The following is a 25,779-nucleotide window of genomic DNA, read 5'->3' as shown; positions in this document are numbered from 1 at the left end:
TAAATTTGCCATTTAGAAAAAACGAGGTGAAACCAATTTTTGAAATGATTTTACCAATTCATATCTTAAAAGTACTTCAAAAGACCCGTCATTAAATTGAGTACCGCCTAAATCTGTAGTTTCTCTATCATATGCTAGTCCAATCAAAAATTGGTCTGAAATTTGAAAACCAGCCATAGCACTAACTGCTGCATCCCACCTGTATGCCGCTCCAAAAGTAAATTTCTCATTAAACATAAAATTAGCAGAAAAATCAACCTGTAAAGGAGCTCCTCCAACAACTTTTGTCAGTAATGCTGGTTTAAATTTCAAGTTGCCATTTAAATCAAAAACGTACCCTGTAATTAAATAGAAATTTATTCTGTCCTTAGATAAGAACTGTGTACTGTTAGCATCTTGTTGTGAATTATCAAAATGTTCTGTTTCAAATAAATTAGGAGCAGAAAGACCTGCATAAAATCTGTTTGAATGGTAATATAAACCAACACCTACATTCGGAGAAAATCTATTCTCAATATTATCAGAATCTACTACCTCATTGTCAAAATTACGAAGTTGATTAAAATCTAAATTCAATAAATTACCTCCTGCTTTTATCCCAAAAGATAACTTACCCTCTGCAGAAACATCAATAGTATAAGATAAAACTGCATCAAAATAAGTTTCTTGAACAGCTCCATTACCTATTTGATCATTAACTATTGAAACTCCATAACCTAGTTTACTATTTCTTATTGGAGATTGTATGTTCAATGTTTGTGTTTCAGGAGCCCCTTCAAGACCTACCCACTGAGACCTGTACAAACCTGTTATACTTAATTGTCCCCTAGAACCTGCATATGCAGGGTTGACACTCATTGTATTAAACATGTATTGAGTATACTGAGCATCTTGTTGTGCTACAACATTACCACAAATGAGCAGTAAGCCACCTAACAGAATTAAAAACTTGTTTTTAATATTCATATTTTATAAACTATTATCTACTAATATACAGATATTCACTATCAACATTGTTTACCCCCTCAAAGGTAGTATAATCAAATATATAGAAATATATTCCTGCTGGAAGATATTCATCTACACCCAATGTAGACCTACCTCTAGACCTACCATCAAATACATTATTTTGATTATTGTAATTTTCACCTTCATAAACAGCAACACCCCATCTATTAAAAATTTTCAAAGTGCTATGACTAATTTTATCAACACCTCTAATAAATAGAAACTCATTTTTACCATCACCATTCGGTGTTACCATTTGATTTACCTCTATTACCGTATCATCAGGATCAACAGGGTTATCATTGATAACTGATATTTCTACCGTAGCAGTATCACAGTTGCCTTCTGCATCACAAACGGTATATTCAATAATATCGGTTCCTTCAAAACCACCATTTGGAGTATATATTATTGTATCATCTGAAATATCATCTGGTGTTCCACCATCGTTAATCTCTACTGTACCATTTGATGGGTCTGTTACCGTTAGAGTACCATCCGTCGGAATTCCAAAATCATTATCTAGTATAGTTATTTCTATTGGAGTATCTACTGGTGTTGAAACAGAATCATCTACAACATCAAGAGCAACAGGCTCCCCTACAGTAATAGTAACAGTAGCCGTATCACAATTACCTTCCGCATCACAAACAGTGTATTCGATAGTCTCAGTTCCTTCGAATCCATCATTTGGAGTATATGTTATTGTATCGTCTGATATATCATCAGGTGTACCTCCGTCGTTGATTTCCACAGTTCCGTTTGATGGATCGGTTACCGTTAACGTACCATCCGAAGGAATCCCAAAATCATTGTCAAGAATATCGATTTCTATTGGAGTGTTTATTGGTGTTGAAACTATATCATCAATAGCATCTAAATCTTGCATAGGTACAGTATCAGGATCTAAATAGTCCGGAGTGCCATCATTGTCACTGTCATCGTTGGTAGGGTCGCCATCATTGTCGACATCTTCGTCGGGAGTGTCAACGCCATCCCCGTCATCATCCAAATCACGGTAATTCACATCTTCGGTACCATCCGTATCAGGTAAGTCGTTCGCCGGATCATCGATCTCGTCGTTTACATCGAAACCATCATTGACGTCAGAACCTTCGTAACCATCGTCCAAGCCGTCACCATCGGTATCCACTCCCGTATAGGTCTGATCGGGAACACCGTCAAAGTCAAAATCGTTACCCTCGTTACTGTCCGGAACCAAGTCGTTGTCGCTATCGTCGTCCAAATAATCGTCTTCATCAGTGCCGTCAGTATTCACAGGACTTAAACCTTCAAAATCACCATTATCATAGGCATTATCAAGACCATCGCCATCATCATCAAGACCGGTAGGACTAATATAACCATCAGTTACCTGAGCCTCTACATTGTCCGGAATACCATCATTATCAGAATCAATATCCACTCTGTCTGGATAACCGTCGCCATCCGAATCTATGTCCTTACTAAAAGAAACTGTTTGAGGAGAAATAAAATTATCCAAACAAGAAAACTGAATTCCTGATTGCCTTGGTACCGCTGTTGTGAAATTATCCGAAGTTTCTGTTTCTATACCAAATCGAAAGACAAATGTACTAATATTAACAAACTCAACAGCCACATTTACCGATGGATTGGCATTTGAAATTCCGTCATACTCCCTCATACCACCATTAATCAAAAGCCCTCCAGCCGTGAAGACAACACCTACATCACTAGGAGTATCAAAGGTATAGCTTGCCGGGGTATCAAATCTATTAAATTCTTGATATTGGGTATTACCATCGACATCAATAAAATTAGCAATTAACTCATCAACAAACGTAATATCATTAGTTCCGGTATTAACCATTGAAATACGTAAATCAACAAAAGGTCTTCTAACTTCATCTGATGTAGTAAATTCAATTTCAGGTTTAAAAAAATCGGGGTCTACAGAATTTTGGTCTAACGTACTTATACGACCATTCACAATCTGTTCTATAGTTACTAAAGCATCAAGATTATCCGTAACATTAGAAAACCTATACACCGCACCTTCATTAAAGCCACTACCCGATTCTAAGGTTGGCACATTGTTAAAACTTAATGTTGGCGCTACATCACAATTAAAGTCATTACCAATCTCACTTGACTCATTACTATCTAATATACCATCGTTATCGGAATCAAAGTCCAAGTAATCAAAAACATTATCGCCATCAGTATCAATGGCAATTAGACCTTCTCCTGAACCTGGAGATAATTCATACACATCATCCAAACCATTACCATCAACATCCATACCTGATGGAGAAAGAATAAGCATAGCCTTTTGAGCCTCGATATTATCTAAGATTCCATCATTATCAGAATCCAAATCCAAATAATCAGGAAAACCATCACCATCCGTGTCATTGGAATTCGTAGAAGGATCATTGTCTCCGTCTAAATTCTTATCTTCATTAGAATCTATTATACCATCCCCGTCATCATCAATATCATCTGAATCATAAATTCCGTCACCATCAGTGTCTACAGCATAGAAATCAAATAATTCAGCTTCTAGCTTATCAGAAGTTGAAAAAGAAAATGTTAAAAGCAATGTTGCTAAAAAGATGCAGCTTTTAAATGAAAAAAAGTTGCGCAATATCAAAGTAATTTTACCCATAAGTGTTAGTGTTTACTAATCACCATGGCATAATGGTAGTGTTTTTTTAATGTTCTGTATAAGAAAGTGGGGCAGTCTTATTTAAACGGTGCTAAGATATATTATAATTGAATCAACTCAAATTCTTTTTCGATTAACCATCAAATTCAATAGTTTATCTGCTAAAAAATCAGTCCAAACCATAAAAAAAATTAACATTTCTTTTTATATACGAGAACAACTAAATAAAAGATCATATTTTATTAAAAAAATACAATTTACCATGAAAAGCCATTATTCGAAAGATTAAATAATAGCCAAAATAATATTCAATTTCACCAATACTTTAAGTAACAATGTTAAGAATTGAATTTATATTACTTTTGCACAAATTTTGTACATGACCTTTAAGCAAGAAATAGAACGCAGAAGAACCTTTGGAATTATTTCTCATCCAGATGCAGGTAAAACCACACTAACTGAAAAATTATTGCTTTTTGGTGGTGCGATTCAGGAAGCGGGAGCTGTTAAAAACAATAAAATCAAAAAAACTGCTACCAGTGATTTCATGGAAATCGAAAGACAAAGAGGTATTTCTGTCGCTACCTCTGTTCTTGCTTTTAATTATAAGGACAAGAAAATCAACATTCTCGACACCCCAGGTCACAAAGACTTCGCTGAGGATACTTTTAGAACCTTAACTGCAGTTGATAGTGTAATTGTTGTTATTGATGTTGCAAAGGGCGTTGAAGAGCAAACCGTAAAACTGGTTGAAGTTTGTAGGATGAGAAAAATACCAATGCTGGTATTCATCAATAAGTTGGATAGAGAAGGGCAAGATGCCTTTGACCTATTAGATGAATTGGAACAAAAATTAGGACTTTCAGTTACTCCTCTGAGTTTTCCAATTGGCATGGGTTACGATTTTAAAGGTATATATAACATCTTTGAAAAAAATATAAACCTTTTTAGTGGCGATAGTAAAAAGAACATTGAAGAGACTATTGCTTTTGACGATGTTGCAAATCCGGAGTTAGATAAAATTATAGGAAGTAAAGCAGCATCTGAATTAAGAGACAATTTGGAATTGGTTTGGGGTGTTTACCCAAGTTTTGACAAAGAACTATATCTTAAAGGTGACCAACAACCCGTATTCTTTGGTTCTGCATTAAACAATTTTGGTGTTAGAGAGCTACTAGATTGTTTTGTTCAAATAGCACCTACCCCACGTTCAAAAAATGCAGAAGAGCGCCTTGTTGAAGCAAATGAAAAGGAAATGACCGGATTTGTTTTTAAAATCCATGCAAATATGGACCCCAAGCATAGAGATAGGTTAGCTTTCATTAAAATCGTGTCCGGTACTTTTGAGAGAAACAAACCATACTTACATGTAAGAAATGGGAAAAATCTAAAATTCTCTAGCCCTAATGCATTCTTTGCCGAAAAAAAAGAAATTGTCGATATCTCTTACCCTGGTGATATTGTCGGATTACACGATACCGGTAATTTTAAAATTGGAGACACTTTAACAGAAGGAGAAAGTTTACACTATAAAGGTATTCCCAGTTTCTCTCCTGAGCATTTTAGATATATCAACAATGCTGACCCCATGAAGTCTAAACAACTTAATAAAGGCATTGACCAGTTGATGGATGAAGGTGTCGCACAATTATTTACCTTAGAACTAAACGGAAGAAAAATTATTGGAACTGTAGGCGCTTTACAGTTTGAAGTTATACAGTATAGGCTTGAGCATGAATATGGTGCAAAATGTAGTTACGAAAACTTTAATGTACATAAAGCCTGTTGGGTGGGCATAGAGAATAGAAAAACTGATGAATTCAAAGAATTTGAACGCGTAAAGCAAAAGTTCTTAGCAAAAGACAAAAAAGGACAACTGGTTTTTCTGGCTGACTCTCAGTTTTCATTGCAAATGACACAGCAAAAATATCCATCAGTGAAATTTCATTTTACTTCTGAATTTGAATAAAAAAAAGCCCAACTTTTAAAGTTGGGCTTTTTTTTATGCTTCACCGGTCGGACCAAAATTCATTGGTATCGAAGGTTGTTCATAATCCTTTATTGTACCATTAGCTTTTTCAAATCGCTGTACATTATCATTCAATGCTTTTAAAAACTTCTTAGCATGTTGCGGAGTAAGTATAATTCTACTCTTCACCTTTGCCTTTGGGGCTCCAGGCATCATACTAATAAAATCAACTACAAATTCAGATACCGAATGATTAATAATAGCTAGATTAGAATAAATTCCTTCTGCCATCTTCTCATCCAATTCAATATTAATTTGTTTTTGACTCGGATTCTTATTGTCACTCATATTATAGTTTTATTAAAAAAATAACCCCCAAATAAAATTTGAGGGTTAGTATATAATTAGAATCTTAATGCCTCTTTTCTGGCCATTATTTCATCATATTCTTCTTTCGACCCAACAATAATGCTATCATAGTCTCTCATACCCGTACCAGCCGGAATCTTATGACCAACAATAACATTCTCCTTAAGACCTTCCAATGTATCAATCTTACCACTTACAGCAGCTTCATTTAACACCTTAGTCGTTTCTTGGAACGATGCAGCAGAAATAAATGATTTCGTCTGTAACGAAGCCCTTGTAATACCTTGTAATATTGGAGTTGCAGTTGCTGAAACAGCATCTCTAGCTTCAACCAATGCCTTATCCCCACGTCTCAATAAAGAATTTTCATCCCTTAACTCTCTTGGAGTAACAATTTGACCTGGTTTAAGGTTATCAGAATCACCTGCTTCCATTACCACTTTCTTACCAAAGATTTCATCATTCTCCCTAATGAAATCATCTTTATGAATCAATTGATTCTCTAAGAAGATTGTATCACCTGGATCTTGAATTCTTACTTTACGCATCATTTGTCTAACAACGACCTCAAAGTGTTTGTCATTAATCTTCACACCTTGTAATCTATAAACTTCCTGAACTTCGTTTACCAAGTACTGTTGAACAGCAGATGGTCCTTTAATTGCCAAGATATCTTCTGGAGTAATAGAACCATCAGACAATGGCATACCAGCTCTAACATAATCGTTTTCTTGTACTAAGATTTGATTAGAAAGTTTCACTAGATATTTCTTAACCTCGCCTAATTTAGATTCAATGATAATTTCTCTATTACCTCTTTTAATCTTACCAAAAGAAACTACACCATCAATTTCAGATACTACAGCTGGGTTTGAAGGGTTTCTTGCTTCGAATAATTCAGTAACTCTTGGAAGACCACCCGTAATATCACCTGCCTTAGCAGATTTACGCGGAATCTTAACCAACGTCTTACCTTCCTTAATCTTATCTCCATCATCTACCATAATGTGAGAACCTACAGGTAGGTTGTACGAACGTAAAGTTTCACCTTTAGCATCTTGAATCAATAATGTTGGTATCAACTTCTTGTTTCTAGATTCAGAAATTACTTTTTCCTGGAAACCGGTTTGCTCATCAATTTCAACTTGATAAGTTACACCTTGTTCAATATTCTCATAAGCTATTTTACCTGGAAACTCCGAAACGATAACACCGTTATATGGATCCCAAGAACAAATAACATCACCCTTAGTAACCTTAGCTCCGTTCTCAACAAATAATTGAGAACCGTAAGGAATATTACTTGTACTTAAAGTAATACCAGTTTTGGCATCAACAACTTTTATCTCACTAGTTCTAGAGATTACAATTTCAGCTGGCTTACCATCCGAACCTTCACCAGTAACTGTTCTTAAATCTTCAATTTCAGCAACACCGGAGAATCTCACTTCTAATTTGTTATCTTCAGAAATGTTACCTGCAATACCACCTACGTGGAATGTTCTAAGTGTAAGCTGTGTACCAGGCTCACCAATTGACTGAGCAGCAACAACACCTACAGCTTCACCTCTTTGTACCATTTTATTGGTTGAAAGGTTTCTTCCGTAACATTTAGCACAAATTCCTTTTTCAGCTTCACAAGTAAGAGCAGAACGTACTTCGATTTTCTCAATCGGAGATGCTTCAACTCTCTTCACATCAGCTTCCATTATTTGCTGACCAGCTTGAAGGACTAATTCTTCGGTCATTGGATTATATACATCATGTAATGATACACGACCTAAAATTCTTTCACCTAAGCTTTCAACGATTTCTTCATTCTTCTTAAGCGCCTGAACTTCTACACCTCTTAATGTTCCACAATCTTCAGTGTTAATAATAACATCTTGAGAAACATCTACCAATCTTCTTGTCAAGTAACCAGCATCTGCCGTTTTCAAAGCGGTATCCGCAAGACCTTTACGAGCACCGTGAGTAGAAATAAAGTACTCAAGAATTGAAAGACCTTCTTTAAAGTTAGAAAGAATCGGGTTTTCAATAATCTCCCCACCACCGGCAGTAGATTTTTTAGGCTTAGCCATCAAACCACGCATACCTGTTAACTGGCGAATTTGTTCTTTAGAACCCCTTGCACCAGAATCAAGCATCATATAAACCGAGTTGAAACCTTGCTGATCCTCACGGATACGTTTCATAGCCAACTCTGTTAATTGAGCGTTAGTAGATGTCCAAACATCAATTACCTGATTATATCTTTCATTGTTAGTAATAAGACCCATATTATAATTAGCCATAATACCATCAACCTGAACATTGGCTTCACCGATCATGTCCATTTTTTCAGCAGGAATAATAATATCCCCTAAACTAAAGGACAATCCACCTTTGAAAGCGAATTCATATCCCATAGTCTTAATTTTATCCAAGAATGCAGCTGTAACAGGAACACTAGTTACCGCTAAAATATCACCAATAATATTTCTTAAAGCTTTCTTGTTTAATACCTGATTTATAAATCCTGCTTCCTCTGGTACGTGATTGTTAAACAATACACGACCAACGGTTGTAGGTATAATTTTATAAACCAACTCACCTTCTTCATTAAAATCCTTCGCTCTAACTTTTATACCTGCATTAAGATTTACCATGCCTTCATTAAAAGCAATCTCCACCTCTTCTGCTGAATAAAATGTTAAACCTTCACCAATAATTGGTACTTCTGGTGTTGATTTACGCTCTTTGGTCATATAATACAGACCCAAGACCATATCCTGTGATGGTACCGTAATAGGTGAACCATTCGCAGGGTTTAATATGTTTTGAGAAGCAAGCATCAATAGTTGTGCTTCTAAAATTGCTTCTGGTCCTAATGGTAAGTGAACCGCCATTTGATCCCCATCAAAATCCGCATTAAATGCAGTACATGCTAATGGGTGAAGACGAATTGCTTTACCTTCTATTAATTTAGGTTGAAAAGCTTGAATACCTAAACGGTGTAATGTAGGAGCCCTGTTCAATAAAACTGGATGACCTTTCAATACATTCTCTAAAATATCCCAAACTACAGGCTCTTTTTTGTCTATAATTTTCTTAGCGGACTTTACTGTTTTTACAATACCTCTTTCTATCAGTTTTCTGATTACAAAAGGCTTATATAATTCAGCAGCCATATCTTTTGGAAGACCACATTCGTATAAGTTCAATTCCGGTCCAACAACAATTACCGAACGTGCAGAATAATCAACACGCTTACCAAGTAAGTTTTGACGGAAACGACCTTGCTTACCTTTTAATGAATCTGAAAGTGACTTTAACGGTCTGTTAGATTCAGTTTTTACAGCAGATGCCTTTCTTGTATTATCAAACAAAGAATCGACAGCTTCCTGAAGCATACGTTTCTCATTTCTAAGAATAACTTCTGGTGCTTTTATTTCAACTAATCTCTTCAAACGGTTGTTACGGATAATAACCCTTCTATAAAGATCATTTAAATCTGAAGTTGCAAAACGACCACCATCTAATGGCACTAATGGACGTAATTCTGGTGGTATAACCGGAATTACTTTCATAATCATCCATTCTGGCTCATTTTCTCTATTCTCCTGAGATTCTCTTAAAGCTTCTACAACTTGTAAACGTTTTAAAGCTTCCGTTTTACGTTGCTTAGAAGTTTCTGTGTTTGCTTTATGTCTTAGCTCAAAAGAAAGCTCTTTAAGATTTATTCTACCTAACAAATCAATTAGACACTCTGCTCCCATTTTAGCGATAAACTTATTTGGGTCAGAATCTTCTAAGTATTGATTTTCTTGAGGAATAGTATCAATAATATTTAAATACTCTTCTTCTGTCAAGAAATCCATTTTTTGGATTTCCTCTCCTTCAGGACCTTTAGCTATACCTGGCTGAATAACTACGTAACGTTCGTAGTAAATTATCATATCCAGTTTCTTGGAAGGTAAACCTAATAAGTATCCTATTTTATTTGGTAAAGAACGGAAATACCAGATATGAGCAACCGGTACTACCAAGTTAATATGACCTACACGATCTCTACGAACTTTTTTCTCTGTAACTTCTACACCACAACGGTCACATACGATCCCACGGTAACGAATACGCTTGTATTTACCACAAGCACATTCATAATCCTTAACAGGACCAAAAATACGCTCACAGAATAAACCATCACGTTCTGGTTTGTGAGTTCTATAGTTAATTGTTTCAGGCTTTAAAACTTCACCTCTAGATTCTGCCAAAATAGATTCTGGCGAAGCTAATCCTATTGAAATTTTATCGAACCTTTTTACTGGGTTATTATCTTTTATTCTTGCCATAATAGCGTGCTGATAATGTTTTAATTTGTTTTACTTAATAGTTCTTCAATATAAAATATTGAACTATTCCTCAAGTCTAATATCCAAACCTAATCCCTTAAGTTCGTGCATTAAAACGTTGAAAGATTCTGGTAAACCAGGTTCTGGCATTGTCTCACCTTTAACGATAGATTCATAAGTTTTAGCTCTTCCGATTACATCATCAGATTTAACCGTTAAAATCTCACGTAAAGTTGCAGATGCACCATATGCCTCAAGTGCCCAAACTTCCATTTCTCCAAAACGCTGACCACCAAATTGAGCTTTACCACCCAATGGTTGTTGTGTAATTAAAGAGTATGGTCCTATTGAACGAGCATGCATCTTATCATCTACCATGTGTCCAAGTTTCAACATATAGATCACACCTACCGTTGCAGGTTGATCAAAACGTTGTCCAGTTCCACCATCATATAAGTATGTATGACCAAATCTTGGAATACCTGCTTCGTCAGTATAAGCATTAATTTGATCTAAAGTAGCACCATCAAAAATTGGAGTCGCGTACTTTCTACCAAGTTTAAGCCCAGCCCAACCTAATACAGTTTCATAAATCTGTCCAATGTTCATACGAGAAGGTACACCTAGTGGATTAAGAACGATATCTACAGGAGTTCCATCTTCCAAGAACGGCATATCTTCATGACGCACTATTCTAGATACAATACCTTTGTTACCGTGTCTACCTGCCATTTTATCACCAACTTTAAGCTTACGCTTTTTAGCAATATAGACTTTAGCCAACTTCATAATACCAGCTGGTAACTCATCACCAACAGATATTGTAAACTTATCTCTTCTCAAGTTACCTTGTAAATCGTTAAGTTTAATTTTATAGTTATGAAGCAAATCAGCTACTAATGAATTAGTATCACTATCCGTTGTCCAGCTTCCACCAACTAAGTGAGCGAAATCATCAACAGAGTTCAACATTTTCATCGTATACTTTTTACCCTTAGGTAATACTTCTTCACCTAAATCATTTAAAACACCTTGAGAAGTTTTACCATTAACTATAGTAAATAATTTCTCAACAAGAACATCTTTCAATTCTTGGAATTTTACTTCGTATTCTAATTCCAGTTTAGATAACTCTTCTTTATCTTCAGAACGTTTTCTCTTGTCTTTAACTGACCTAGAGAATAATTTCTTATCGATTACAACACCTCTTAACGAAGGTGAAGCTTTTAATGAAGCATCTTTTACATCACCAGCCTTGTCACCAAAAATAGCACGCAATAATTTTTCTTCTGGAGTTGGATCGGACTCTCCTTTAGGAGTAATCTTACCAATTAGAATATCACCAGGCTTAACCTCTGCTCCAATTCTAATCATACCATTTTCATCAAGGTCTTTTGTAGCCTCTTCTGAAACGTTAGGTATGTCATGCGTAAGCTCTTCTGCTCCTAATTTAGTATCTCTAACATCTAAAGAATACTCATCAACGTGAATAGACGTGAAAATATCATCACGAACAACTTTTTCAGAAATTACAATTGCATCCTCAAAGTTATATCCTTTCCATGGCATAAACGCCACTGTTAAGTTTCTACCTAATGCTAATTCACCTTTTTCAGTTGCATAACCTTCACAAAGAACTTGACCTTTTTTAACTCTATCACCAACTTGTACAATTGGTTTCAGGTTAATGTTTGTTCCTTGGTTGGTCTTTCTAAACTTCACCAAGAAATAAGTCTTACTATCATCTTCGAAACTGATTAATCTTTCTTCATCAGTTCTATCATACTTAATAGTAACTTTTTGAGCATCTACATATTCAATAACACCATCACCTTCTGCATTGATCAGTACTCTTGAATCTGAAGCTACTTGACGCTCCAAACCTGTACCAACAATTGGCGATTGTGGTTTTAACAACGGAACTGCCTGACGCATCATGTTAGATCCCATCAAAGCCCTGTTCGCATCATCATGTTCCAAGAAAGGAATTAAAGATGCAGAAATAGATGCAATTTGATTAGGAGCAACATCCGTATATTGAATTTCTGATGGATCTACAACAGGGAAATCACCTTCTTCTCTTGCAATAACCTTTTCAGCATCAATTGTACCGTCTTCTTTCATAGGAATATTCGCTTGCGCGATTTTCATTCCCTCTTCTTCTTCAGCACTTAGATATGTAAAATTTTTATAATCTACTACAGAATCTGTAACCTTTCTATATGGTGTCTCTAAGAAGCCCATCGGATTTACTTTCGCAAATACAGATAAAGAAGATATCAAACCAATGTTTGGACCTTCTGGAGTTTCAATAGGACATAAACGACCATAGTGTGTATAGTGAACATCACGTACTTCGAAACCTGCGCGCTCTCTAGATAAACCACCTGGACCTAATGCAGATAATCTTCTTTTGTGCGTAATCTCTGCTAACGGATTTGTTTGATCCATAAACTGAGATAGCTGGTTTGTACCAAAGAAAGAATTAATAACTGAAGACAATGTTTTCGCATTAATTAAATCTATAGGTGTAAATACCTCATTATCACGAACGTTCATACGCTCACGGATTGTTCTTGCCATACGCGCAAGACCAACACCGAATTGAGAAGACAATTGCTCACCTACTGTTCTAACACGACGGTTAGACAAGTGATCAATATCATCAATCTCTGCTTTTGAGTTAATTAACTCAATTAAATATTTGATAATAGTTATGATATCTTCCTTAGTCAAGACTTGCTTGTCCATTCCAATATCCAACTGTAATTTTTTGTTCATTCTATAACGACCAACTTCACCTAAGTTGTAACGTTGATCAGAGAAGAATAATTTATCTATAATACCACGTGCTGTTTCCTCATCTGGCGGCTCAGCATTACGTAATTGACGATAGATATGCTCAACTGCTTCTTTTTCAGAGTTCGTTGGATCTTTCTGTAATGTATTATGTATAATAGCATAATCAGATTGCGCATTATTCTCTTTATGTAAAAGAATAGTTTTTACATCTGCATCAATAATTTCTGCTATATGCTCTTTTTCAAGAATGGTATCTCTATCAAGTACAATCTCATTACGCTCGATCGATACAACCTCACCAGTATCCTCATCAACAAAATCCTCGTGCCAAGTGTTCAAAACTCTTGCCGCTAATTTACGACCAAGTACTTTTTTAAGTCCGGCATTAGAAACCTTAACTTCTTCCGATAGGTCGAAAATCTCTAATATATCCTTATCACGCTCAAAACCAATAGCCCTGAACAATGTAGTAACCGGTAATTTTTTCTTTCTATCGATATAAGCATACATAACGCCATTAATATCGGTAGCGAATTCTATCCAAGAACCTTTAAAAGGAATTACCCTAGCAGAATATAATTTTGTTCCATTTGCATGGAAAGACTGTCCAAAGAATACACCAGGAGAACGGTGTAACTGAGAAACAACAACCCTTTCAGCACCATTGATAACAAAGGTACCACTTGGAGTCATGTAAGGAATCGTACCTAAATAAACATCCTGTACAATTGTTTCGAAATCCTCATGCTCAGGATCCGTACAATATAATTTAAGACGTGCTTTTAAAGGAACGCTGTAAGTAAGACCACGTTCGATACATTCTTGAATAGAATATCTTGGTGGATCTATGAAATAATCTAAAAATTCCAATACGAACTGATTTCTTGTATCAGTAATTGGAAAATTTTCCATGAAGGTATTATAAAGACCTTCGTTACCTCTTTCATCCGATTTAGTCTCTAGTTGAAAAAAGTCTTGGAAAGATTTAATCTGAATATCTAAGAAATCCGGGTAATCCGGTGTGTTTCTTGCGGAAGCGAAGCTTATTCTTTCAGTATTATTTGTGAACATCTACGGACAGTGTTTTGATCGTGAGTACTAAATGAGTAGTATACCTCTTAATATACCTAATTCTATAAAATGGCTTAGGTCTAAACGCAAAAAGCGCAAAGACCTAAACCAAAAGTAATATGGTTGTTGCTATTATTTAAGCTCAACTTCTGCTCCAGCTTCTTCCAATGATTTTTTGATACCTTCAGCCTCATCTTTAGTAACTGCTTCTTTAACAGCTTTTGGCGCGCTATCAACGATATCTTTCGCATCTTTCAAACCTAAACCAGTTAATTCCTTAACCAATTTAACTACTGCTAATTTAGAAGCACCTGCTGCTTTCAATATTACATCGAATTCAGTTTTTTCCTCTGCTGCTTCACCAGCTTCACCACCACCACCGGCAGCTACTGCTACTGCTGCTGCTGCAGGCTCAATACCGTACTCATCTTTTAATATATCAGCTAACTCGTTTACTTCTTTAACTGTTAAGTTAACTAATTGTTCTGCGAAATCTTTTAAATCTGCCATTTTCTATCGTTTAATAAAATTTTTAAAATATACTTAGTTTATTGTGCGTACTTATCTTTCAGATAATGTTTTAAGGATACCAGCGATTTTTCCACCACCAGATTTAAGTCCAGAAATAACATTCTTAGCTGGAGATTGTAATAATCCAATGATTTCTCCAATCATTTCTTCCTTAGACTTAATGCTAACTAAAGCATCCAAGTTTTCATCACCTATGTAAATTGCTTCTTCTACAAAAGCTCCTTTCAATAAAGGCTTATCAGATTTCTTTCTGAAATTCTTTATTAATTTTGCCGGAGCATTGGCAACCTCAGAAAACATAAGAGAAGTATTCCCTTTTAATATTTCCGGTAATTCACCAAATTCTTTATCAGAAGCTTCCATTGCCTTTGCAAGCAATGTATTTTTAACTACAGCTAGTCTAATATCAGCTTTAAAACAAGCTCTTCTTAAATCAGAAGTTGTTCCTGCATCTAAACCTGAGATATCAGCTACATATATAGTGCTGCTATCTGCCAACTGCGTAGTCAAATCTTTTATAACCGTTGCTTTTTCTTCTCTTGTCATACTATTAATTTTTAACTACCAGTTGTTAAACTGACTTTGGATCTAATTGCAAACTAGGACTCATTGTGCTAGACATGAAAATTGATTTCATATAAACACCCTTTGCCGCAGTTGGCTTCATCTTATTCAAAGTATCCAACAACTCCTTAGCATTATCTGCCAATTTATCAGCAGTAAAAGAAGCCTTACCTATCGCAGCGTGTACGATACCGGTTTTATCAACTTTAAAATCTATTTTACCTGCCTTAACCTCAGATACAGCTTTCGCTACATCCATAGTAACAGTTCCAGTTTTTGGATTAGGCATTAAACCTCTTGGTCCTAATACACGACCTAAAGGTCCTAATTTACCCATTACACTTGGCATAGTGATGATTACATCAACATCTGTCCAACCGCTTTTAATTTTCTCCAAATACTCATCTAAACCAACATAGTCTGCACCTGCTTCTTGAGCCTCTGCTTCTTTGTCTGGTGTTACCAAAGCCAAAACCTTAACATCTTTACCAGTTCCATGAGGTAATGTTACCACACCACGAACCATTTGATTTGCTTTTCTTGGATCCACACCCAAACGAACAGCTAAATCTACAGATGCATCGAATTTTGTATTGGTTATCTCTTTAATTAAAGCTGAAGCTTCCGTAACAGAGTATAATTTATCTTTCTCTATTTTGGAGTGCGCTTCCTTTTGCTTCTTAGTTAACTTTGCCATTTAATTACTTTTAAGATTTTAAAAAGGTTTTTTTCCTGCTACCTTCATACCCATAGAACGCGCAGTACCAGCTATCATACTCATAGCAGATTCTACCGTAAATGCATTAAGGTCAACCATTTTATCTTCGGCTATTGCCTTGATTTGGTCCCAGGTAACACTACCTAATTTTACTCTGTTAGGTTCGCCAGATCCTTTTTTAATCTTAGCCGCTTCCAATAGCTGAATTGCCGCCGGTGGAGTTTTTACAACGAAGTCGAAAGACTTATCCTTGTAAACGGTGATAACAACTGGTAATATCTTACCTGGTTTATCCTGCGTACGAGCATTAAACTGCTTACAGAATTCCATTATGTTAACACCAGCAGCTCCTAAGGCAGGTCCAACCGGTGGCGATGGATTCGCTGCACCTCCCTTAACTTGTAGTTTAACTACTTTACCTATTTCTTTTGCCATTGTTTAAAATTAAATTGAAAGTGTGTTTACGGAAGCAACACTACTTTAATTATATGTATGTAACACTTATTCTAATACTTATACTTTCTCTACCTGCATGTAACTTAACTCTAATGGTGTTTTTCTTCCGAAAATCTTAACCATAACCTCAAGCTTACGTTTTTCCTCATTTATTTTCTCAACAGTACCATTGAAGCCATTGAAAGGACCATCAATTACTTTTACCGTTTCACCAAATACAAATGGAATTGCAACGCTATCTGTATTTACAGCTAGCTCATCTACTTTACCAAGCATTCTGTTCACTTCATTCTTTCTTAAAGGAACAGGATCCCCCCCTTTAGTTTCACCTAAGAAACCTATTACATTCGTAATAGACCTTATAATATGAACCATTTCACCACCAAGGTTTGCTTTAATCATGATATAACCAGGAAAATAAACTCTTTCTTTGTTTATTTTCTTTCCGTTTCTGATCTGAACAACTTTTTCGGTAGGAACAAGAACATCTTCTAAATAGTCAGAGAAACCATGACGCTCTACTTCACTCTCAATGTATCCTTTGATTTTATTCTCTTGACCACTAACAGCTCTTACAACGTACCACTTTTTATCCAATACTTCTGACATAGTCCTATTAGTTTAATACGAAGTTGAAATAAGATTTAATCACTTTACTAAAGACCGTATCCACTCCCCAAGTTGCCAAAGCAAAAAGGATAGAAAACACAGCTACAATAACCATCAAGTTAGATGATTCTGCACGTGATGGAAGAGTAACATTATTCCTCAACTCTTCAACGGATTCTTTTATATATGTGAACATTTAAATGCTTTTTACAATTTCAACAAATAGGATACCTATATTCCAAATTCTATTGTGGCACGGGAGGAGAGACTCGAACTCCCGACACCTGGTTTTGGAGACCAGTGCTCTACCAACTGAGCTACACCCGTATGAATAGCGATAATTAAATCACGTATTCTATTATTTGCATGTAAAGGTGTCCCGCTTGAGCAGGACACCCTTATACACAATACTTATTTTAGATTAAAATTAATCTATAATCTTAGTTACTTGACCAGCACCTACTGTTCTACCACCTTCACGGATAGCGAAACGAAGACCTACGCTCAATGCGATTGGCTGAATCAATTCAACTGTAATTGTTAAGTTATCACCAGGCATAACCATTTCAACTCCTGAAGGAAGTGCAATGTTACCTGTTACATCCGTTGTTCTTACGTAGAACTGAGGACGATAGTTATTATGGAATGGCGTATGACGACCACCTTCTTCTTTTTTCAATACGTAAACCTCAGCTTCAAATTTAGCATGTGGCTTAACAGAACCTGGCTTACAGATTACCATTCCACGGCTAATTTGAGATTTTTCAACACCTCTTAACAAGATACCTACGTTATCACCAGCCTCACCTCTATCTAATATCTTACGGAACATTTCAACCCCAGTAATAGTAGAGTTCAATTTCTCAGCACCCATACCAATAATCTCAACAGGATCACCAGTGTTAGCAATACCAGTTTCTATACGACCAGTTGCAACAGTACCACGACCAGTAATAGTAAATACATCTTCAACAGGCATTAAGAAATCCTTATCAACATCTCTTTTAGGAAGCTCGATCCAATCATCAACAGCAGCCATCAACTCCATTACAGTATCAACCCACTTTTGCTCACCGTTCAATGCACCTAATGCAGAACCAGCGATTACAGGTCCATTATCACCATCATACTCATAGAAAGAAAGCAATTCTCTTACTTCCATTTCAACAAGCTCGATCAACTCCTCATCATCAACCATATCCACTTTGTTCATGAATACAACGATTCTTGGAATACCAACCTGACGACCCAATAAGATATGCTCACGTGTTTGTGGCATAGGACCATCTGTAGCAGCAACAACTAATATAGCACCGTCCATTTGAGCAGCACCAGTAACCATGTTCTTTACATAATCCGCGTGACCAGGACAGTCAACGTGCGCATAGTGACGGTTAGCTGTAGAATACTCTACGTGTGAAGTGTTAATTGTAATACCTCTTTCTTTTTCCTCAGGAGCGTTATCGATAGAATCGAAACTTCTCAATTCAGAAAGACCTGCATTTGCCAAAACAGTAGTAATAGCAGCAGTCAATGTAGTTTTACCGTGATCCACGTGTCCAATAGTACCTATATTTAAGTGCGGTTTGGAACGATCGAAAGTTTCCTTTGCCATGTTTAATGTATTTTATTCTTAGTTTATATTAGTGTACAAATTTATACCTTAATTGAGCCAATGACGAGAATTGAACTCGTGACCTCTTCCTTACCAAGGAAACGCTCTACCCCTGAGCTACACCGGCGTAAAGTGTTGAACCCACCCAAAAGATAGATTCCTGCCTTCGCAGGGATGACATTACTGTCAAATTTATAGAGCGGGAGACCGGGTTCGAACCGGCGACATTCAGCTTGGAAGGCTGACGCTCTACCAACTGAGCTACTCCCGCTTATAATATTACAATATTTCAATAAAATTCCTTAGAAAATAGTTTAGTGGGGAGAGCAGGATTCGAACCTGCGAAGACGTAGTCAGCAGATTTACAGTCTGCCCTCGTTGGCCGCTTGAGTATCTCCCCTCAAACTAATATTTTAAAGAACTTAAGAGCCGATGGAGGGACTCGAACCCACGACCTGCTGATTACAAATCAGCTGCTCTAGCCAGCTGAGCTACATCGGCTTATTTCACGACTTTTTCTGTCATAAAAAAGCCCGCTATTTCTAACGGACTGCAAATGTATAGTATTTTTTGTTTATTCAAAACAAATTTTGAAAAATTTTTATCAAGCATGTAATCTTATTTTTTCTTTTTGCTTTATCAGCCTACGTTCCAGCGAACTACAAGCAGAGTCTACAGCCTCTTCAAATGATTTACATTGTTTTTTTACCACAAATTTATCTTTAGGAACAGAAATTTTAATCTCTACTATTTTATTCTCTTTGGCACTTGTGTTCTCCACTTTCATATAAACATCTGAGCTAATTACCTTAGAATAAAAGGTTTCCACTTTGTCAAGTCTATTTTGAAGGAAATTAATCAACTTATCGTCTGCATTAAAATTTACCGATTGCGTATTTACTTTCATAGTCAGAAAATTTATGGCTTTAAGAATTTAGCCTGATTTAACAATAATTATTTGTTTCCCCTAGGATGAGCTTTTGCATGAACTTTTTTCAACTCTGCAATGCTATTATGTGTGTAAACCTGAGTAGAAGCCAAACTAGAATGACCTAACAACTCTTTAACAGCATTTAAATCCGCGCCTTTATTTAAAAGATGCGTAGCAAAGGTATGCCTTAGAATATGCGGACTCGTCTTCACCTTTGAAGAAACCTCTCTAAAGTACTTTTTTATTAACCTATAAACAAGTGTTTCATACAATTTATTGCCTGACTTCGTTAAGAACATGGTTTCTTCGTCAACCACATCACTTAAGCTTTCACGCCCCTTTAAATAATCTATAAATTTCTCTTTGGTCTCTAAAAGCATAGGTATAATTCTCTCCTTATTACGTTTACCCAAGACCTTAATTGTCATTGCTTCAAAATTAACATCTAATACTTTTAGAGCAATAACCTCTGCCCTACGCATACCTGTCACATACAATACATGTATTAATAACTCATCTCTTTTACCCTCAAAATCTTCTTTATACTCTATTTGCGATAACACCTTCTCCATCTCTAATTCAGAAAAAGGAATCTCAACTTTCTTAGCGGTCTTTAATGCCTTATGCCTGTTCAAAGGATTAACATCTGTCACTTCTATTTTTTGAAGAAACTTAAAATAAGCTTTTAGCGATGCTATTTTCCTATTGATCGACCTATTATTGATTTTACTTTCAGACAGTTCAACTATCCAAAACCGAACAATATTATATTCTATAATATCAATATCATGGATTTCATAACTTGATAAGCAAAAATCACCAAATTCAAGCAAATCATTCTCATACGCCTTAATCGTATGTTTAGAATAATTTTTCTCCAAAGAGAGGTAAGAAATAAATTCACTTAAAAACATTACCTAAAGGTATTAAAGTTTTGAGTTTGGTAAAATTTGAGCAAAAAAAATCCCGCAAATTGCGGGATTTTATATCTTATACGACAAAGTCTAAACTTCTTCCTGATCTCTTAGACCTTGAATATATTCTGCTTTTTGTATCTGTGCTCTACGAACTACTGACGGCTTATTGAACTGTTGACGCTTACGTAACTGTCTCATTGTACCTGTCTTATCGAACTTACGCTTGAAACGCTTTAAAGCTCTATCGATGTTTTCTCCTTCTTTTACTGGTATTATTAACATGGGCTAAACCTCCTCTCTTTTGTGATTAAGGCTGCAAATATAGTAACTATATTTAAACCAACAACCTTTAAACTAATATTTAAAAATTTAATTTGACCAACTATACCGTAGCTGGTTTGTATTCTTTCTTATCAATAATGATTTTAGAAATAATTTCTCGCAATATTTCTGATGTACCACCGCCTATTGGCCCTAGCCTACTATCTCTAAAGTTACGTGCCATTGGGTAATCTTCAATATATCCGTAACCTCCTAAAAACTGCAAACATTCATAAGCTACTTCATCAGAGACTTTTGTAGATTTTAATTTAGATATGGTCGCCTCTTTAACAACATACTGTCCTTTATCTAAACGATACGCTACGGAATAATTATACTCTTTACACATATCTATATCCGCATGCAAATCAACTACACGATGTCTAAGTGCCTGAAATTTATTTATAGACCTACCAAAAGCTTCCCTTTCTGACATATAGTTTAAAGCGTAGTCTAAAACATGCTCTGCTCTCGCATGCGCATTAACCCCCATTATCAATCTTTCTAAAGAGAAATGCTCCATTATATATGAAAAGCCCATGTTTTCTTCACCCATTAGGTTTTCTACAGGAATCTTAACATTGTCGAAAGCCAATTCTGCAGTATCAGACGCTCGCCAACCTAATTTATTTAATTTGTTAGCTGTAACCCCTTCACTATTTCTATCAACAGCAAAAATGCTAATTCCCTTATTACCCAGCTCAGGACTTGTTTTTGCCGCCACGATCATGTAATCGGCATATACCCCATTTGTGATAAAAGTTTTGGAACCATTTAATATATAATGATCACCTTGCTTTACAGCACTGGTCCTCATTGCAGCAACATCGCTACCGCCAAAAGGCTCTGAAATACAAAGACAGCCAATTTTATCACCATTTACACTTGGTCGCAAATACTTTTCCTTTAAAAAAGAATCTGCTTCCTTATTCAAATGGGTCATTGCCAAATACGCATGCGCCCAAATAGCCGCCGCAAATCCTCCAGAATTTATCTTTTGCAACTCTTCTAACAAAATAATAGTATAGAAAAGATCAAGACCCAAACCACCATCTTCTTCAGGCGTTGCCAGACCAAAATAGCCCATATCTCCAAATTTCTTCCAAATGAACCTTTCTATAGTTCCTGTTTCTTCCCATTTATCTATATGAGGGACCACTTCTTTCTGTAAAAAATCTTTTAGGCTGTTCCTAAATAACTGATGTTCTTCTGTGAAGTACATACTTTGCATAGCGTTTTTTTTATAATGACAAATATAAAGCAATTCTATTAATACGCTCTGACGGAAATTCCTCAATTTTTACTAATTCGTTCAAAGAATTGATACTTCCGTTGAGATTACGATAATTTACAATGCTCTTAGCGACGTGTTTTTGCAGATATATCAATTTAGACAATTCTTCAGCAGTCGCAGTATTTACATTTATTTTTAAAATATCAGGCTTCGTAACTACCTTAAACTCCTTTAAAGCCCTTTCAACTACATCTGCCTCTAGACCATATACATCTTGTAACTGTTCCTCAACTAAAAATCCGCCGAGACGATCTCTAAACTTAATTATTCTAGCAGACAATTTTTCTCCTATTCCACTTACTTGCCTCAAGTCTTCTGCCGTTGCAGTATTCAAATCTTTCCACACTATTTTCTTTACCTTATTATTTTGAGTAAATGTGTTTGATTTGAATGTAGATTTCGTTTTTCTATTTTGAGTCCATTCAGGAAATTTAAAAAATGGAGAAATGGTATTTAGTAATGAATCTGAAACTTTTGTTACATTTTGAAATTCTTTAGCTGAGTTCATAAAACTTTCCTTACTTCTAAATTCATGCAACCTATCTATTTCTGCAACAGACATACCTAATGTATATCCTTTAAAATCAGTAATAAAATTTGGATTAAAAGGAAATATGCGAACAGTATCTTTTCCTAACGCCACAATTTTCAAAGAATCAATTTCAGATTGAAGCACACTATCAATTTGTAGGGGCGTAGATTGACCTATTGTCTTTGCTTTGTACAGATAATAACCACATTGTAAACTAATCAGAAAAAACAGCAAAAAGAAAATCCCACTTCGTTCTTGTTTATTGAACTTAAAGTGGGATTTAAATGAATTCATGATAATTCTTAATCTTCTATAGCGTCATACTTTAGTTTGATCGCATCTAAATATCTGTTTAATTGCTTTTTCACAACTGGAAACAAGAAGAACAGACCTACCATATTCGGGAATACCATCGCAAATATCATTGCATCTGAAAAAGCCCAAATAGATTTCATACTTGCTGCAGCTCCTATTACTATAAACGTACAGAATAACAATTTATAAACCATATCAGCTATTTTGCCTCTACCGAATAAATATTTCCAAGATTGTAGTCCGTAATAAGACCAAGATATCATGGTAGAAACCGCAAATAATACTACCGCTATAGTCAAGAATATATCAGAATAAGGAATATACTCCGCAAACGCTACAGCAGTTATACCTGCACCTTCATAAGCCATACCATCTATTAATACAGACCCTGTACCGTCACCACCATAGGTGAAAGCACCTCCAAAATTAAAAATAATAATTACAATAGCCGTCATTGTACATATTACAACAGTATCAATAAAAGGTTCTAACAAAGCTACCAAGCCCTCAGAAGCTGAATATTTTGTTCTTACCGCAGAATGTGCAATAGATGCTGAACCAGCACCGGCTTCATTTGAAAATGCCGCTCTTTTAAAACCAACCAACAGCACACCAATAAGACTACCCACACCAATTGCCGTAGGCTTAAATGCCTCTGCAACTATTAAAGAAATAGCATCATCTACAAGCGTAAAGTTGCTAAGGATAATATACAAGCAAGCAACAATATACATTACCGCCATAAATGGAACTACTTTTTCAGTTACTTGAGCAATACGCTTGATACCTCCAATAATTATAACTCCTACAAGTATAGCCAAAACAAGACCAACAATTGCCCCAGCAGCTGTGCTTTGCCAATCAAAAAGCTCTTTAATTACAATAGTAGCCTGATTTGACTGAGCTGCATTACCACCACCAAAAGAGCCACCAATACAAAATATTGCAAAAATGACTGCAGCAACTTTTCCTATAGTTTCAAATCCTCTTTCTTTAAGACCTTTACTTATATAGTACATTGGCCCGCCGTAGACGGTACCATCTTCACCTACATCTCTATATTGTACGCCAAGTGTGCATTCCACAAATTTTGACGACATACCTAAAAGTCCACATACAATCATCCAAAAGGTAGCTCCAGGTCCACCCAAAGCAATAGCTAAAGCTACACCTGCAATATTACCGTTACCAACAGTACCGGAAACTGCAGTTGCCAATGCCTGAAAATGGCTAACTTCTCCTTCAGAACTTTCATCTCTAATTGTATCTACAATGTCACCATCTACAGCGAGGTCATTTTCCATATTAACCAAATGCTCTTCTATATCTACATTGGTTAAATCTTGACCTTGAGCAATACCATCTTCACCATAAAGATTTTGCGCTCCATGTTTTTCAATATCCTCATACTTACCACGAACAGTATTAATGGCTTTACCAAAGAATCTAATGTTAGGAAATCCAAAATAGATAGTAAAAAATAATGCACTACCTACCAATAGCACTAATACAAATGGAATGTCTGGATCATGCCAAACATTAAAGAAAATTACCGCTGAAAAGAAGTCGGAAATAGGTTGAAAAGCTTGATCAATTTGTTGATCCAATCCTTGTTCTTGAGAAAATATTAAAAAGGGAAATAAAAAGGTAAACAGGTTTAGAAGTTTATACTTCATAAGTTTAGAATTTATTTTTGAGTTAGTTTGTCTAGCAATATCCTAAAAATAATGGATGCAATCAAATATATATGGTAGAAAGATGATTATTCTATATTAAACATTTCGTTCAATTTCTTAATTTGTTCTGGTCTGCCCAATACTATAACCTTACTTTTTGGCTGTAATTCCATATCCGCTTCTGGATTTATAGTATACTCACCATCAGGTGAAATATAACCTATAATGGTACATCCTGTTTTTCTTCGTAAATCTAAATCCCGTAAAGAATTACATTCAATCTGATCCGCAAAATCCTCTATAGCAACCTCTTCTAAATTAGTAGTATGTTCACCTTCTATAGAGAGCTTGTCCATAAATGTAATAAGATCTGGCATTACCACTAGAGATGCCATATGGTCTCCACCTATTTTATCTGGCATAATTACCTTATTAGCTCCTGCCAAGAATAATTTCTTTTGTGAATTAACCAAAGAGGCCCTACTGATAATAAAAAGATTTTTTTTCATTTGCCTTGCGGACAATACTACAAAAAGATTGGCGGCATCATCTGGCAAAGTAGCTATTAAATACTGAGCTCTTTCTATACCCGCCTCTAACAATATGTCATCATCGTTGGCATCGCCTTCAATAAATAAAACGTCATCTTCATAACGTTCTATCACCTCTTTATCTTTCTCTATAACCACAAAAGGTCTTTTGTATGCTTTTAGCCTTTCAGCAGCTTGCATACCATTTCTACCAAAACCACATACGATAACATGCTGATTTAAATTTGCTATAGCATTTTTCATTTTTTTCTTTTTAAGCAGTTCTACAGAATTTCTAGAGAGGAGGTAGTCGGTAACTATCGTAATAGCAAAACCAACTATAAATACACTTGTAACTATAAGAATTATGGTAAAAATTTTTCCTTCGGGACCCATTGGCCTAACCTCTGAAAAACCAACAGTGGTTACCGTTATTATGGTCATATAAAATGCATCGACCCAAGAATAGTCTGCCACAAAACGATACCCTAAAACCCCAAAAGCCAAAACCATCAGCATTAAAGTCAATGCTAAATATATTTTAGACTTAAATAATTTCATCATATG

At 35.7% G+C, this 25,779-nt stretch carries 20 protein-coding genes and 5 tRNA genes; 1 reads left to right on the top strand and 24 read right to left on the bottom strand.

Going from position 1 to position 25,779, the window contains the following annotated elements; genetic code table 11:
* Positions 1-12 precede the first annotated feature (12 nt).
* Positions 13-966 carry a type IX secretion system membrane protein PorP/SprF gene (locus ACJJVP_RS10855; protein ID WP_405413592.1) on the bottom strand — a complete coding sequence of 318 codons (954 nt, stop codon included), beginning with the start codon at positions 964-966 and terminating at the stop codon, positions 13-15.
* Positions 967-979: 13 nt separating this feature from the next.
* On the bottom strand, positions 980-3,658 hold the full coding sequence (locus tag ACJJVP_RS10850; protein WP_405413590.1) for an Ig-like domain-containing protein: 2,679 nt from the start codon (positions 3,656-3,658) through the stop codon (positions 980-982).
* Positions 3,659-4,037: 379 nt separating this feature from the next.
* Here ACJJVP_RS10850 and ACJJVP_RS10845 point away from each other — a divergent pair, with 379 nt between their 5' ends.
* Positions 4,038-5,627, top strand: a complete 1,590-nt coding sequence (locus tag ACJJVP_RS10845; protein ID WP_405413587.1) for a peptide chain release factor 3 — start codon at positions 4,038-4,040, stop codon at positions 5,625-5,627.
* Between the two features lie 33 nt (positions 5,628-5,660).
* Here the strand turns inward: ACJJVP_RS10845 and ACJJVP_RS10840 are convergent, their stop codons facing one another.
* The 22 genes from ACJJVP_RS10840 to ACJJVP_RS10735 all read right to left on the bottom strand — a co-directional run bounded on the left by ACJJVP_RS10840 (position 5,661) and on the right by ACJJVP_RS10735 (position 25,776).
* Positions 5,661-5,975: a DUF3467 domain-containing protein gene (locus ACJJVP_RS10840; RefSeq protein ID WP_036155930.1), complete on the bottom strand. Its 315-nt coding sequence runs from the start codon at positions 5,973-5,975 to the stop codon at positions 5,661-5,663.
* A 56-nt stretch (positions 5,976-6,031) separates the two neighbouring features.
* Positions 6,032-10,330, bottom strand: a complete 4,299-nt coding sequence (gene rpoC / locus ACJJVP_RS10835; protein WP_405413585.1) for a DNA-directed RNA polymerase subunit beta' — start codon at positions 10,328-10,330, stop codon at positions 6,032-6,034.
* Between the two features lie 63 nt (positions 10,331-10,393).
* Entirely contained in the window at positions 10,394-14,203 is a 3,810-nt protein-coding gene (gene rpoB, locus ACJJVP_RS10830) for a DNA-directed RNA polymerase subunit beta (RefSeq protein ID WP_405413583.1), read from the bottom strand.
* A gap of 132 nt (positions 14,204-14,335) precedes the next feature.
* Positions 14,336-14,713 carry a 50S ribosomal protein L7/L12 gene (rplL, locus tag ACJJVP_RS10825; protein WP_036155937.1) on the bottom strand — a complete coding sequence of 126 codons (378 nt, stop codon included), beginning with the start codon at positions 14,711-14,713 and terminating at the stop codon, positions 14,336-14,338.
* Between the two features lie 51 nt (positions 14,714-14,764).
* Positions 14,765-15,280, bottom strand: coding sequence for a 50S ribosomal protein L10 (gene rplJ / locus ACJJVP_RS10820; protein WP_036155939.1), 516 nt, complete (start codon positions 15,278-15,280; stop codon positions 14,765-14,767).
* Positions 15,281-15,305: 25 nt separating this feature from the next.
* On the bottom strand, positions 15,306-15,995 hold the full coding sequence (gene rplA, locus ACJJVP_RS10815) for a 50S ribosomal protein L1 (RefSeq protein ID WP_036155941.1): 690 nt from the start codon (positions 15,993-15,995) through the stop codon (positions 15,306-15,308).
* An 18-nt stretch (positions 15,996-16,013) separates the two neighbouring features.
* Positions 16,014-16,451 carry a 50S ribosomal protein L11 gene (rplK, locus tag ACJJVP_RS10810; protein ID WP_027067854.1) on the bottom strand — a complete coding sequence of 146 codons (438 nt, stop codon included), beginning with the start codon at positions 16,449-16,451 and terminating at the stop codon, positions 16,014-16,016.
* A gap of 78 nt (positions 16,452-16,529) precedes the next feature.
* The gene (gene nusG / locus ACJJVP_RS10805; RefSeq protein ID WP_036155943.1) at positions 16,530-17,081 is read right to left on the bottom strand and encodes a transcription termination/antitermination protein NusG; all 552 of its coding nucleotides are present in this window, start codon (positions 17,079-17,081) and stop codon (positions 16,530-16,532) included.
* A gap of 7 nt (positions 17,082-17,088) precedes the next feature.
* Positions 17,089-17,277 (bottom strand): preprotein translocase subunit SecE, encoded by a 189-nt coding sequence (secE, locus tag ACJJVP_RS10800; protein ID WP_036155945.1) that lies wholly within the window; start codon positions 17,275-17,277, stop codon positions 17,089-17,091.
* 55 nt (positions 17,278-17,332) lie between these two features.
* Positions 17,333-17,408, bottom strand: a tRNA-Trp gene (locus tag ACJJVP_RS10795).
* Between the two features lie 100 nt (positions 17,409-17,508).
* A complete protein-coding gene (tuf, locus tag ACJJVP_RS10790; protein ID WP_036155947.1) occupies positions 17,509-18,696 on the bottom strand; it encodes an elongation factor Tu in 1,188 nt (395 codons plus the stop codon).
* 55 nt (positions 18,697-18,751) lie between these two features.
* A tRNA-Thr gene (locus ACJJVP_RS10785) sits at positions 18,752-18,823 on the bottom strand.
* A gap of 71 nt (positions 18,824-18,894) precedes the next feature.
* Positions 18,895-18,967: transfer RNA gene (locus ACJJVP_RS10780), tRNA-Gly, on the bottom strand.
* 47 nt (positions 18,968-19,014) lie between these two features.
* Positions 19,015-19,096 (bottom strand) — tRNA-Tyr (locus ACJJVP_RS10775).
* 27 nt (positions 19,097-19,123) lie between these two features.
* Positions 19,124-19,197: transfer RNA gene (locus tag ACJJVP_RS10770), tRNA-Thr, on the bottom strand.
* A gap of 103 nt (positions 19,198-19,300) precedes the next feature.
* A complete protein-coding gene (hpf, locus tag ACJJVP_RS10765; protein ID WP_036155949.1) occupies positions 19,301-19,603 on the bottom strand; it encodes a ribosome hibernation-promoting factor, HPF/YfiA family in 303 nt (100 codons plus the stop codon).
* A 47-nt stretch (positions 19,604-19,650) separates the two neighbouring features.
* Positions 19,651-20,541 (bottom strand): tyrosine-type recombinase/integrase, encoded by an 891-nt coding sequence (locus ACJJVP_RS10760; RefSeq protein ID WP_405413579.1) that lies wholly within the window; start codon positions 20,539-20,541, stop codon positions 19,651-19,653.
* Positions 20,542-20,631: 90 nt separating this feature from the next.
* Positions 20,632-20,826 carry a 30S ribosomal protein S21 gene (rpsU, locus tag ACJJVP_RS10755; RefSeq protein ID WP_036155953.1) on the bottom strand — a complete coding sequence of 65 codons (195 nt, stop codon included), beginning with the start codon at positions 20,824-20,826 and terminating at the stop codon, positions 20,632-20,634.
* Between the two features lie 100 nt (positions 20,827-20,926).
* Positions 20,927-22,096, bottom strand: coding sequence for an acyl-CoA dehydrogenase family protein (locus tag ACJJVP_RS10750; RefSeq protein ID WP_405413576.1), 1,170 nt, complete (start codon positions 22,094-22,096; stop codon positions 20,927-20,929).
* A 10-nt stretch (positions 22,097-22,106) separates the two neighbouring features.
* Positions 22,107-22,985 (bottom strand): ComEA family DNA-binding protein, encoded by an 879-nt coding sequence (locus ACJJVP_RS10745; RefSeq protein ID WP_405413574.1) that lies wholly within the window; start codon positions 22,983-22,985, stop codon positions 22,107-22,109.
* A gap of 8 nt (positions 22,986-22,993) precedes the next feature.
* Positions 22,994-24,682 carry an alanine/glycine:cation symporter family protein gene (locus ACJJVP_RS10740; protein WP_405413572.1) on the bottom strand — a complete coding sequence of 563 codons (1,689 nt, stop codon included), beginning with the start codon at positions 24,680-24,682 and terminating at the stop codon, positions 22,994-22,996.
* 86 nt (positions 24,683-24,768) lie between these two features.
* A complete protein-coding gene (locus ACJJVP_RS10735; protein WP_405413570.1) occupies positions 24,769-25,776 on the bottom strand; it encodes a potassium channel family protein in 1,008 nt (335 codons plus the stop codon).
* Between the last annotated feature and the right edge of the window lie 3 nt (positions 25,777-25,779).

Origin of the sequence: Maribacter sp. Asnod1-A12 (assembly GCF_045063735.1) — a bacterium.
GTDB lineage: Bacteria > Bacteroidota > Bacteroidia > Flavobacteriales > Flavobacteriaceae > Maribacter.
The sequence above is the reverse complement of the archived record's forward strand: the minus strand, read 5'-3'. Positions and strand labels throughout refer to the sequence as shown.